Below are 11,774 nucleotides of genomic sequence, written 5' to 3'. Positions count from 1 at the left end.
GTTCCGACCATGCTCAGACATGCCGCCGTTGCCACCCTTGTCCTCGCGGCAGCCTCTCCCGCCGCGCTGCCGGCACAGGCACGCGAGATCGTCGGGATGCGCGACGGGCGCTTCGACCCCGGCACCATCGTGATCCGCACCGGCGAGCGGAGGCTCTATTTCGTCACCGGGCCCGGCGAGGCGATCCGCTACACTGTCGCCGTCGGCAAGGCCGGCAAGCAGTGGCGCGGCGTCAAATATGTCGAGGAACTGCAGGTCGATCCGGCCTGGAGCCCGCCGGCAGAGGTCCGGCGGGACAACCCACGCCTGCCCGACGTCATTCCGGGCGGCTCTCCTCGCAACCCGATGGGCGCGCGCGTCATCGGGCTGGGACCGACCGGGCAATACGCCATCCACGGCACCAACATGCCGAACACGATCGGCACCGCCGCGTCCTATGGCTGCTTCCGCATGCACAACCAGGACGTGATCGATCTCTACGCCCGCGTCCGGATGGGCACGCCGGTCGTCGTCCTGCCCTGAGACGTCAAAGCGGAACGGCCGAAGGCATCGGCCGGCCCGCAAAGAACGCGTCGAGATTGCTGAGCAGCGTGCGCAACTGCGCCTTCTTGGCGTCCTGCGAACTCGCGGCGATATGAGGAGTCAGCACGACGTTGTCGAGCTTGCGCAGCCGCTCCGGCACATGCGGCTCCGCCACGAAGACGTCGAGCGCAGCCCCGGCGATCCGCTTTTGTTCGAGGGCAGCGCAGAGCGCCTCTTCGTCGATGACGAGCCCCCGCGAGATGTTGACGACATGGCCCGACGGCCCCAGCGCGCTCAGGACGGCGTCGTCGACCGCATTGCGCGTCTCCGCGCTGGCCCGGACCGCGACCATGAGCACATCCGCCCACTCGGCGAGGCCGAGCAGGCTGTCATGGAAGCGATAATCCAGCCCCGGCTTGGGCGTGCGGCTGTGATAGCCCACCTCCATCTCGAAAGCCGCGGCCCGGCTCGCGATGCGACTGCCGATGGCGCCAAGCCCGTAGATGCCGATCTTCCGGCCGGCCAGGTCCGGCGTATTGGCCACCGGCTCGATACCCCGGCGATTCCAAAGGCCTTCCCGGACGAATCGATCGCCTCGCCCGATCCCACGCATGACGCAGAGCATCAGGCCCATCGCGAATTCCGCCACACTGCGCGCATTGGCATCGGCGGCGTTGCAGAGCCTGATGCCGCGCGCCTTGGCTGCGGTGGCATCGACCCCCTCGATACCGCTGCCATAGCAGGCGATCAACTCGAGCTTCGGCAAGGCGGCCATCAGTTCCGCGTCGGTGCGGAGCCCGCCATAGGTCACCAACGCACGGGCTTCCCGCGCAGCGGCCGGGATGCCCGCAGCATCGCCGCCATCGACCGGCCCGATCACCGTGTAGCTTTGCTTCAGGCTCGCAATCGCATCGTCGGCGAGGCGCGGAATCATCAGGATCGTCGGCTTCATCTTATCCATTGAGCGCATGCTGCGTGTCAGCACCGCCCCCTCCGAACAGGTCTCGAGCAACATGGTGCCTGTGCTCGACGTAGCGCATTTCGACTTTCTACCAAAGAGAGGGCGAAGCGGTTCCAAAATCTGGAAATCATCGCGTTTGCCCTCTCGCACCTCACGAAGAACCGCGTTAACGTCCGCCCCGCGACACGTAACCACCCGTACTCCCGCGCGGGTCAGGAAGGGGCTACCAGATGGACCATCTCGCCGACGTGAAGAAATTCGCCAAGAAGCCGCTCAACGAAGCGGCCTTCGCCGGCATGTCGAAATCCTACGCTCTGGTGATGAGCAAACCAGACACCCGCTACGTCGCCTGCTCCGATCCGGCCGAACTCGACCGCGTCCGCGAAAACTTCCTGAAGAAGAAGCTCGGCTTGAAGTCCGGCGATCTCGATGGCTCGGTCAAGGCGATCTGCGAGCATATGAAGGCCGACAAGACCAAGTCCCGCCTGACCTTCTACTACCTGCTGGCCGAGCATCACGGAAAGCTCGACCTCTTCGTCAAGAAGTAAGGCTTCGGCCCGACGACAAGCCGGGCGGCTTCCCGAAAACAGGACATACGGAAGACCCAGGCCTAGATCACCGCGCGCCCTGTGGGGCGCGATAACGGTGATCTAGCAGGGTATTGCTGCATCGGATTCTTCTGAAAGGAAGAATCCACATTTCGGTCCGATGCGGTGCCGGCCAAAGTCCCGTTCAGACGCGATAGAGGTCTGCGCGCGTCAGCGGCAGGCCGGAAGCGCCCTTGCGCCGTTTCGAGACCAGCGTCTGGTTGATCAGCGCCCCGCCGCGCTCGAAGGCAAGCGAGCAGCCCGCGAGATACAGCAGCCACATCCGCGTTCGCTCGGGGCCGATCTCGGCCTCGGCTCTGGCTCTGTTGGCCTCCAGTCGCTCCCACCACAGCCGCGTCGTGCGCTGGTAGTGCTCGCGCCAGCCTTCGACATCGTGGACCTCGAAGCCATGGCGCTCGAGATTGGCGATCGACATCCCCAGATGGTCGAGCTCCCCACCCGGAAAGATGTAGCGCACCAGTGCGCGATACTCCGCCGGCATCTTGTTGAAGGCCTTCTCGGTCTTCTTGGCGCGGCGCGAGATGCAATGATGCAGGTACAGACCGCGCGGCCTGAGCAGCCGGTTCACCGTCTGGAAATAGGACGGATGATTGCGGATGCCGACATGTTCGAACATGCCGATGGAGGAAATCTTGTCGAACTCCCCTTCCATCTGCGTGAAGTCCCTGAGGTGGAGCGTGACCTTGCCCTGAAGGCCGAGCTTCCCGACCTTGTCGCGCGCCAGAGCGAGCTGCTCCTCGGCCAGCGTCACGCCATGAGCCTCGACGCCGTAATAGCGCGCGGCATGGCAGACCAGCGCGCCCCAGCCGCAGCCGATATCGAGGAAGCGGTCGCCCGGCTTCAGGCGCAGCTTGCGGCAGATCATGTCAAGCTTGTCACGCTGGGCCCGCTCCAGATCGCCGTGATCCTCGGTAAAATAGGCGCAGGTGTAGACCATCTCCTCGTCGAGGAAGAGCCGGTAGAAATCGTTCGAAACGTCGTAATGATAGGCGATATTGGCCTTGTTGGTGGCGGGCGCGCCATCGCGCGCGAGTTCATCGCCCTTGCGATGGCCGATCGCATCGGGCGCCTTGCCCGGCGCGAAGATGAAGCGACGGACGACATCGAAGACAGCGCCCTTCGGGATATCCCGCGCGAGCTTGCCGATCTTGCCTTCTGGTCGTGCGGCGGCGAGATCGAAGATCGAACCGTTCACGATCGCGATGCGATCGGCGATGTGCAGGTTCAGCACCGTATCGAGCTTGGGTTTGCGGAGCAGCGCGGCCAAAACGCCGGCATCGGCAATGGCGATGGCGAGCCCATCCGACGGCCAGGAGGCCGGCACCGAACTGCCGTCCCAGAGACGGAAGCCGAGCTTCAGGCCGAGCTTCTCATGCACCTCGGCGAGAAGGCGGCGCAGGGCCGCGAGGCGCTTGTCGTTGCTGTCCATGAAGCGCATCCGCAGATGTTTGGACGCGAAGCCGCCATCTGGCAACATGCAGGAGCGCCTTGCAGCTCTGTCTTCGCGAGGCGCGAAGCGGTAGGACCATCCCGGCGGGTCGGTTGAGACACCATGCGCGGCCCTCCGACATTGTTCCGCGGAGCCTGTCTCCGGGCTTGCCGTGAGCAAGATCCGAGAACTCGCAATGAGGCTAGAAATCGCTGGCGATGCCCTTCACTTCCCAGTCGTCATAGCGCACCGGCTCCAGCCCGCCGCGCCCATTGACCTCGCGCTGCCTTGCGACTTCCGCGGCATGGGCATCGATCGCGGCGCGTCGCGCCGCCGCTTCGGCCAATGCGCGCTCCGCCGCTGGAGACAGAATCTTGGGCTCGGCAGCCTCCGCGAGCCTGTCCTGATCGGTCTTCTCGGGCATGTCGGCACGTTTCCTTGCAGGATTCTCTTGCAGGATCGGGATTGCCCTCACCACATAGGGCACGACGCTCGCAGATGCGAGGGCTTGCGCAAACAGGCGCCATAGAAGGGGTTTCAATGAACTACGTTCGCACCGGCATGTTGATGGCGGGCCTGACGGCGCTCTTCGGCGCGGTCGGCTATCTGCTCGGCGGTGGGGGCGGCATGCTGATGGCTCTCGGCTTCGCGGCCGTGACAAACCTCTTCAGCTACTGGAATTCCGACCGGATGGCGCTAGCAGCCCATAACGCGCAGGAGATCGATGAGCGCAGCGCGCCCGAGCTCTACGGAATGGTGCGCGATCTCGCGGCCCGCGCGAACATGCCGATGCCGCGCGTCTACCTGATTCACGAGGACCAGCCCAACGCCTTCGCTACCGGCCGCAACCCGCAGAACGCGGCCGTGGCGGCGACCACCGGCATCCTGCGCACGCTGACCTATGAGGAACTCGCTGGCGTGATGGCGCACGAGCTCGCGCATATCAAGAACCACGACACGCTGACCATGACGATCACTGCGACCTTCGCCGGCGCGATCTCCTCGCTCGTCACATTCGGCATGTTCTTCGGCTCGCGCGACAACCGCCCGAATGTCATCGTCCAGATCCTGCTCTCGATCCTGGCGCCGATGGCGGCTGCACTGATCCAGATGGCGATTTCGCGCTCGCGCGAGTATGAGGCTGACCGGCTCGGCGGTCAGATCTGCGGCAATCCGGTCTGGCTTGCCGATGCGCTCGCCAAGATCGCGGCCGGAGTCCAGCACATCCCCAACGAGACAGCCGAGGCCAAGCCTGCTACGGCGCACATGTTCATCATCAATCCCCTGACCGGCGGCGGCATGGATAATCTGTTCTCGACACACCCCGACACCGGCAATCGCATCGCCGCCCTGATGGATCAGGCACGGGCGCTCGGCATCACCAGCGGCAATGCCGGTACAGGGTTCACCGCCCAGGCCGCCAACAATCCCTGGGGTAACGCCCCGCGCCAGCCGGGCCCGTGGGGCTGAGATGGCGGATCAAGCCTCCACACGCCGCCCGCCCCAGCCGGAAGCGCCGAAATCCGACGATGCGCCGGGCCTGCCGGCGCGCCGTCTCGCAGCCGCCGTCATCGACGAAGTGCTGCGCGCCCGCGTCGCGCTCGACGAGACCCTGGAGCGGATGCTGCCCGGATCAGGGCTCGATGCCGCCGATGCGAGCCTCGCCCGCGCCATCGTAGTGACGGCCTTCCGCCGCCTCGGCACGATTCAGCAGGCGATCGATGCGCGGCTCGACCGCGGCAGCCCGCGCAAATCCGGCCCGTTCGAACCGATCGTGACGGCCGCCGCCGCCCAGATTCTCTTCCTCGACGTACCCGATCATGCGGCCGTCGACCTCGCCATCCGCCATCTGCATGAGGATCCGCGCTCGGCCCGCTATGCCGCGCTCGGCAATGCCGTGCTGCGTCGCCTCGCCCGTGAGCGCGATGCGGTTCTCGCCGAAGCGCAGGCGGAAGTCTTCGGCGATACGCCCGACTGGCTGGTGGAAAGCTGGTGCACGGCCTATGGCGAGGACACCGCCGCCGCGATCGCGCAGAGCCATCGCGAGGAGCCGCCGCTCGACCTCACAGTCAAGGCCGACCCAGCCGGCTGGGCGGAAAAGCTCGATGGCATTGCCCTGCCGATCGGCTCCGTGCGCCTGCGCGAGCGCCAGGCCATCGCCGGCCTGTCCGGCTTCGACGAGGGTGAATGGTGGGTTCAGGACGCCGCCGCCGCCCTGCCGGTGAAGCTGCTGGCTCCACAACCGGGCGAGCGCATCGCCGATCTCTGCGCTGCTCCCGGCGGCAAGACCGCTCAGATCGCGGCGGCCGGCGCCAACGTCACCGCGCTCGACCGCTCCGGCCCGCGCCTGCGTCGCCTGAAGGCCAATCTCGCCCGGCTCGGACTCTCGGCCGAGGTCGTCACAGCCGATGCGGCAACATGGAAGGCCGAGCCGTTCGACGCCGTGCTGCTCGACGCGCCCTGTAGCGCAACCGGTACGATCCGCCGCCATCCCGATGTCGCCTGGACCAAGCTCCCCGAGGATCGCGACCGCCTCGCCGCCCTGCAGGCGCGCCTGCTCGACGCCGCCGCCGCGCTGACCAAGTCCGGCGGACGCCTCGTTTACTGCACCTGCTCGCTGGAGCCGGAGGAAGGCGAGCAGCAGACCACCGCCTTCCTGGCTCGCAATCCCCAGTTTCGTCGCGAGCCGGTTCGTTCCGAGGAAATCGGCGGTTTGGCCGAGGCAATCGACGCGAACGGCGATATCCGTACCCTTCCACACCAATTGCCGGGCGAAACTCCGCGCCTGTCGGGATGGGCGGGATTTTACGCAACCCGCCTGATCAGGCTATGACAAGATCGGGATTCGCGCGGCACGCTGCCGCGCCCGGGCACGGAGCTGACGGGAGTTTTGAACGGGTGGGCTGAGCGACGGGGGTTGGCCCAGGCCGCGATCGGACGGGCGGCGCGGCGAACCCGCGGCCAGTTTGTCGGCGCGACCCGCAAGCTCTGGCCGTTCGGCCGGAGCCACGTCACACGCTTGCTCTTCGCCCCGCACGACCTGCGCACGGCCGACCCGACAACGGCTGGCGACTTCTACGCGGGCTATTATGCCTTCGCCGGGCGGACGCTGCGCAGCCACGGCGAATCGCCTTTCGACGCGACGCCGCCGAGCGAAGCCTGGGCCGAAGGGCTCTACGGCTTTGGCTGGCTGCGCCACATGCGCGCCGCCGATACGGCTATCGCCCGCGCCAATGCCCGCAGCCTTGTCGAGGACTTCATCACCCGGCGCAGGGACCGGCACGACATCGCACGACGCCCGGCCGTGGCCGCCCGCCGGCTGATCTCCTTCCTGTCGCACTCACCACTGCTGCTGGAGGGCGCCGATCACGCCTTCTACGAGCGCTATCTGCGTCATGTCTCACGCCTCACCGACCGGCTGAGCCTGGCTCTCGCCGGTGCAGTCGAGGGCGCCGACCGGTTGAACGGGCTGATCGCCATCGCCTTCGCCGCCATTTGCCTTGATGGACAGGACGGCCGCCGGCGCCGGATCGAAACCCTCCTCTCCGACGAGCTCGACGAGCAGATCCTCCCCGATGGCGGCCATCTCTCGCGCAACCCGCGCCTGCTGATCGAATTCCTGCTCGATCTCCTGCCCTTGCGCGAAACCTTCGCTGCCCGCGGCGCAGAACCGCCGCGCGGCCTGCTGACCGCGATCGAGCGGATGATGCCGCATCTGCGCCTGTTCCGGCATGGCGACGGGGCGCTCGCCTTGTTCAACGGCATGGGCACGACCCCGCCCGACCTGATGGCGACGCTCGCTGCCTATGACGACGCGCGTGGCCGCCCGACCGAGCACGCCGCCTATTCCGGCTACAGCCGCCTCTCGGCCGAACGCAGCATCGTCGTCGCGGATGCAGGGGCCCCGCCACGCGGCGCCTATTCGGTCGAGGCACATGCCGGCTGCCTCGCCTTCGAATTCTCCAGCGGCGCGCAGCGCATCATCGTCAATTGCGGCGCCAGCCGTTTCGGCCCGCCGGAGTTGAAGCTCGCCGCACGCAGCACCGCAGCCCATTCCACACTTGTCCTCGACGATCGCTCGAGCGCGAATTTCGGCACGGTTCTGGGCGAGATGCGTATTGTCTCCGGCCCCCGCGATGTCCGTGCCGCCCGCCAGGATGGGGCTGGCGGCGCCGAATGGGTGGCAAGCCATGACGGCTATCGCCGCAATCTCGGCGCGGTCCATACCCGCCGGCTCGTGCTGGCACCCGATGGCGCGACACTTGCCGGAGAGGATGAAGTCGCCCTGACCGGCACGCATACGGCACTTTCCGCGGCGCTGCGCTTCCATCTTCACCCCAATGTCCGCGCAAGCCTCGTCCGCGAGGGCACGGGCGCGCTTCTGGCGCTCGCCTCGGGCGAGGTTTGGAGCTTCGAAGCCGGCGGCGCCGCCATCGCCATCGAGGAGAGCATCTTCCTTGCCTCGTCCGACGGCAGGCGCCGCACCGAGCAACTCGTCATCGCCTTCGACGCGGTTGCGACTCCACGCGTTATCTGGCGATTCAGCCGGATCAGCGCCGCCAATCCGCGTGCCGGCAAGACCGTTGCCGCCGTGATCGCCGAGCGCGAGGCCATGGAACCCGCACCTGACGCGTGACGGTTCTGCGACGGCGGCTTTTGCCTTTTGCAGCGCAGCATGATAGCCCGCGCGCGTCTGCCGAAACTGCCTTCCTGCAATCAAAGCCGGACCTGATCCCGATGCCGAATGAGCTTCGCCGCGTCGAACGCGCGCTCCTTTCCGTTTCCGACAAGACGGGCCTGATCGATTTCGCGCGCGCCCTCCACAAGCTCGGCATCGCGCTGGTCTCGACCGGCGGCACCGCCAAGGCGATCGCCGAAGCCGGCCTGCCGGTCTCGGACGTCTCCGACCTCACCGGCTTCCCCGAGATGATGGACGGCCGGGTCAAGACCCTGCATCCGAAGGTCCATGGCGGCCTGCTCGCCATCCGCTCGCATCCCGAACACCAGGCCTCAATGCTCGGCCACGGCATCCAGCCGATCGATCTGCTGGTCGTGAATCTCTACCCGTTCGAGGCGACGGTCGCCGCCGGCAAGGCCTATGACGACTGCATCGAGAACATCGATATCGGCGGCCCCGCCATGATCCGCGCCGCCGCCAAGAACCATCACGACGTCGCCGTGGTGGTCGAGCCGGCCGACTATCCCTCCGTCCTCGCCGATCTCGAGGCGCAGAAGGGCGCGACCACGCTGACGCTGCGCCGCAAACTCGCCCAGAAGGCCTATGCCCGCACCGCGGCCTATGACGCGGCGATCTCGAACTGGTTCGCCAATGAGCTTGGCGACACGGCCCCGGCCTTCCGCGCCCTTGGCGGCGCCCTCGCCGAGACGATGCGCTACGGTGAGAACCCGCATCAATGGGCCGCCTTCTACCGCACGCCGGAGAACCGGCCGGGTGTCTCGACCGCGCGTCAGGTCCAGGGCAAGCAGCTCTCCTACAACAACATCAACGACACCGACGCCGCCTTCGAATGCGTCGCCGAGTTCGCGCCCGAGGCTTCTGCCGCCTGCGTCATCGTCAAGCATGCCAACCCTTGCGGCGTCGCCGCCGGCGGCTCGCTGCTCGAAGCCTATGAGCGCGCGCTGGCCTGCGATCCCGTCTCGGCCTTCGGCGGCATCGTCGCGCTGAACCGCAAGCTCGACGCCGCTGCGGCCAGGAAGATCGTCGAGATCTTCACCGAAGTCATCATCGCGCCGGACGCCGACGAGGAGGCGATCGCGATGATCGCCGCCAAGAAGAACCTGCGCCTGCTGCTCACCGGCGGACTGCCGGATGTCCGTGCACCCGGCCTGTCGCTGCGCACCGTTTCCGGCGGCTTCCTCGCCCAGTCGCGGGATAATGCCGTCGTTGACGACATGGAGCTCAAGGTCGTGACGAAGCGGCAGCCGAGCGAGCGCGAGCTGGCCGACCTGCGCTTCGCCTTCCGCGTCGCCAAGCACGTCAAGTCGAACGCCATTGTCTATGCGAAGGATCTCGCAACCGTCGGCATCGGCGCCGGCCAGATGAGCCGGGTCGATTCCTCGCGCATTGCTGCCTGGAAGGCCGCAGAGGCCGCGAAGGCGGCCGGCGTCGCGGAGAGCCTCGCCAAGGGCTCGGTCGTCGCCTCCGACGCCTTCTTCCCCTTTGCCGACGGCTTGCTCGCTGCGGCCGAGGCCGGCGCCACCGCCGTGATCCAGCCGGGCGGCTCGATGCGCGACGATGAGGTGATCAAGGCGGCCGACGAGGCCGGCCTCGCCATGGTCTTCACCGGGCATCGCCACTTCCGCCATTGACGGCGAGGCCCGCAGCGCGCCAGCCTCTGCGGCCAGACCATTGACGCAGGGGAAGAAGTGCACACGATCAAGGTCATCGGCATCGGCTTTGCCCTGCTCGGCATGCTGCTCGTCCTGGCGCCGCGCCTGTCTATTGCCGCCGGCCGGCCGATCCCCTTCGCCGTGAAGCTCTTCCTGCCGCTCTGGTTCGCCGGTGCCTTGATCAATCTCTGGATCGGCGTCGCCCGGGCGGGCTATACCGTAAGGGAGGAAGCGCCGATCTTCCTCGTCGTCTTCGGCGTGCCGGCCATCGCCAGCCTGCTGATCCTGTGGCTGACTTTCCGAATCGCCCGATGAGCCTCGAATCCGTCCGCACCTTCTTCGCCAAGAACGCGCCCGATATCGCTGTCATCGTCACCGAGGAAAGCAGCGCCACCGTGCCGCTCGCCGCGGCGGCTCATGGTGTCGAGCCCGGCCAGATCGCCAAGACGCTTTCCTTGCGCATCGGCAACGAGGTCGTGCTTGTCGTCACCCGTGGCGACGCGCGGCTCGACAACAGGAAGGCCAAGGCGGCGCTCGGCGGCAAGCCGCGCATGCTTGGACAAGAGGAGGTCGAGGCCCTGACCGGTCATCCGGTCGGTGGCGTCTGCCCCTTCGGGCTGGCGACGCCGCTCAAGGTCTATTGCGACATCTCTCTGAGGGCCTTCGACATCGTCGTGCCGGCGGCCGGTTCGACGCATAGCGCGCTACGCATCGCACCGGAGCGCATGGCCGAGCTGACCCAGGCCGAATGGGTCGATACCTGCCAGGAAGCAACGCAGGACGTCGCCGCGGCGGAATAGGAACTCAGACCCTGGTTCGTGCGATCAGCTCCATCGCAGCAGCCGGATTGCGCACCTTGCCTCCGCTGATGACATAGAGAAACACGTCGCGCTTCCCGGCCTTCGTCGCGGGGCCGACGATATCCAGCCCCTCCGGTACGCTGCCCCTGGCCCAGGCGTGCGCCGCCTTCGCCCAACGATCCAACCCCGCTTCGGAATAGCCTTTCGGCTCCAGCTCCTTCGTCCCCATGATCCGGGCATAGACGAACGGCGCCGTCACATCGGCAATCTGGGTATAGTCGGCGTCGGCCGAGGTGATCGCGGCCACCCCGTACTCGCGCAGGAGCGCAATGAAATCCGGCGAGCGAAAGCTGTCATGCCGGACCTCGACGGCATGGCGCAGCGTCATCCCATCGAGCTCCTTGGGTAGCAACCTGAGGAAAGCCTCGAAATCGTCGGGATCGAACCGCTTGGTCGGCATGAACTGCCAGTTGATCGGCCCGAGCTTCTGCTTCAATTCGGTCAGGCCGCTGGAGAGAAATTTCTCGACCGAGGGCCCTGCCTCCGCCAGCACGCGACGATTCGTGCAGAAGCGCGAGCCCTTCAGCGCAAATACGAAATCGGCCGGCGTCTCTTCGCGCCATCTAGCAAAGCTCTCCGGCTTCTGCGAGCCGTAATAGGTGCCGTTGATCTCGATCGACGTGAGCTTGCTCGCCGCATATTCGAGCTCGCGCTTCTGGGGCAGCCCATCGGGGTAGAAAGCCCCGCGCCAGGGCTCGAACACCCAGCCGCCGATGCCGATATGAATCTTGCCTGCTGCGGCGGTCATCGCACTCCTCCGATTATCAGACCGATCCTGCCTTCGCGAGCAGCGGTGCGCCACCCGTTTCCCGACAGATGGCAGGAGGATAGGTCGTAGGGCCGGCCAAGGCTGTCAGGAGGAGCCTGCTTTTGCGAGCTGGTGATCAGCCTCGTCGGCGTCGCATCCGTTTTCTGGGCTCGAACGCGAAAACCCCGCCTGTTTTGGAGGCGGGGTTTTTGGCGATATTGGTTGCGGGGGCCAGATTTGAACTGACGACCTTCAGGTTATGAGCCTGACGAGCTACCGGGCTGCTCCACCCCGC

The 11,774-nt window shown here is 66.6% G+C and carries 12 protein-coding genes; 8 read left to right on the top strand and 4 right to left on the bottom strand.

From position 1 onward, the window contains the following. Nucleotides 1-9 precede the first annotated feature (9 nt). Nucleotides 10-522, top strand: coding sequence for a L,D-transpeptidase (locus J0I42_RS06865; protein WP_291654080.1), 513 nt, complete (start codon nucleotides 10-12; stop codon nucleotides 520-522). A 4-nt stretch (nucleotides 523-526) separates the two neighbouring features. On the opposite strand, the gene J0I42_RS06860 is transcribed toward J0I42_RS06865, so the two are convergent. Further along, the gene (locus J0I42_RS06860) at nucleotides 527-1,483 is read right to left on the bottom strand and encodes a 2-hydroxyacid dehydrogenase (RefSeq protein ID WP_291654079.1); all 957 of its coding nucleotides are present in this window, start codon (nucleotides 1,481-1,483) and stop codon (nucleotides 527-529) included. Nucleotides 1,484-1,713: 230 nt separating this feature from the next. Between J0I42_RS06860 and J0I42_RS06855 the strand changes: the two genes are divergently transcribed. Continuing rightward, nucleotides 1,714-2,031, top strand: a complete 318-nt coding sequence (locus tag J0I42_RS06855) for a DUF2853 family protein (RefSeq protein ID WP_047574507.1) — start codon at nucleotides 1,714-1,716, stop codon at nucleotides 2,029-2,031. Nucleotides 2,032-2,215: 184 nt separating this feature from the next. On the opposite strand, the gene J0I42_RS06850 is transcribed toward J0I42_RS06855, so the two are convergent. Both J0I42_RS06850 and J0I42_RS06845 read right to left on the bottom strand, forming a co-directional pair. Beyond that, nucleotides 2,216-3,520, bottom strand: coding sequence for a class I SAM-dependent methyltransferase (locus tag J0I42_RS06850; RefSeq protein WP_291654075.1), 1,305 nt, complete (start codon nucleotides 3,518-3,520; stop codon nucleotides 2,216-2,218). Nucleotides 3,521-3,722: 202 nt separating this feature from the next. Continuing rightward, nucleotides 3,723-3,944, bottom strand: a complete 222-nt coding sequence (locus J0I42_RS06845; protein WP_291654073.1) for a DUF1674 domain-containing protein — start codon at nucleotides 3,942-3,944, stop codon at nucleotides 3,723-3,725. 116 nt (nucleotides 3,945-4,060) lie between these two features. Here J0I42_RS06845 and htpX point away from each other — a divergent pair, with 116 nt between their 5' ends. From htpX to J0I42_RS06815, 6 genes are all read left to right on the top strand, one after another. Beyond that, nucleotides 4,061-4,990 carry a zinc metalloprotease HtpX gene (htpX, locus tag J0I42_RS06840; protein ID WP_291654071.1) on the top strand — a complete coding sequence of 310 codons (930 nt, stop codon included), beginning with the start codon at nucleotides 4,061-4,063 and terminating at the stop codon, nucleotides 4,988-4,990. A 1-nt stretch (nucleotide 4,991) separates the two neighbouring features. After that, nucleotides 4,992-6,353: an RsmB/NOP family class I SAM-dependent RNA methyltransferase gene (locus J0I42_RS06835; RefSeq protein ID WP_291654069.1), complete on the top strand. Its 1,362-nt coding sequence runs from the start codon at nucleotides 4,992-4,994 to the stop codon at nucleotides 6,351-6,353. Between the two features lie 84 nt (nucleotides 6,354-6,437). Then, nucleotides 6,438-8,156: a heparinase II/III family protein gene (locus tag J0I42_RS06830; RefSeq protein ID WP_291654067.1), complete on the top strand. Its 1,719-nt coding sequence runs from the start codon at nucleotides 6,438-6,440 to the stop codon at nucleotides 8,154-8,156. 101 nt (nucleotides 8,157-8,257) lie between these two features. Beyond that, nucleotides 8,258-9,850, top strand: coding sequence for a bifunctional phosphoribosylaminoimidazolecarboxamide formyltransferase/IMP cyclohydrolase (purH, locus tag J0I42_RS06825; RefSeq protein WP_291654065.1), 1,593 nt, complete (start codon nucleotides 8,258-8,260; stop codon nucleotides 9,848-9,850). Between the two features lie 57 nt (nucleotides 9,851-9,907). Further along, entirely contained in the window at nucleotides 9,908-10,186 is a 279-nt protein-coding gene (locus J0I42_RS06820) for a hypothetical protein (RefSeq protein ID WP_291654063.1), read from the top strand. Next, nucleotides 10,183-10,671, top strand: coding sequence for a YbaK/EbsC family protein (locus J0I42_RS06815; protein ID WP_291654061.1), 489 nt, complete (start codon nucleotides 10,183-10,185; stop codon nucleotides 10,669-10,671). The genes J0I42_RS06820 and J0I42_RS06815 overlap by 4 nt, the downstream gene beginning before the upstream one ends. A gap of 4 nt (nucleotides 10,672-10,675) precedes the next feature. On the opposite strand, the gene J0I42_RS06810 is transcribed toward J0I42_RS06815, so the two are convergent. Continuing rightward, nucleotides 10,676-11,479 carry a DUF72 domain-containing protein gene (locus J0I42_RS06810; RefSeq protein WP_291654059.1) on the bottom strand — a complete coding sequence of 268 codons (804 nt, stop codon included), beginning with the start codon at nucleotides 11,477-11,479 and terminating at the stop codon, nucleotides 10,676-10,678. Between the last annotated feature and the right edge of the window lie 295 nt (nucleotides 11,480-11,774).

The organism is Allobosea sp. (assembly GCF_017308015.1).
Lineage (GTDB): Bacteria > Pseudomonadota > Alphaproteobacteria > Rhizobiales > Beijerinckiaceae > Allobosea.
The sequence above is the reverse complement of the archived record's forward strand: the minus strand, read 5'-3'. Positions and strand labels throughout refer to the sequence as shown.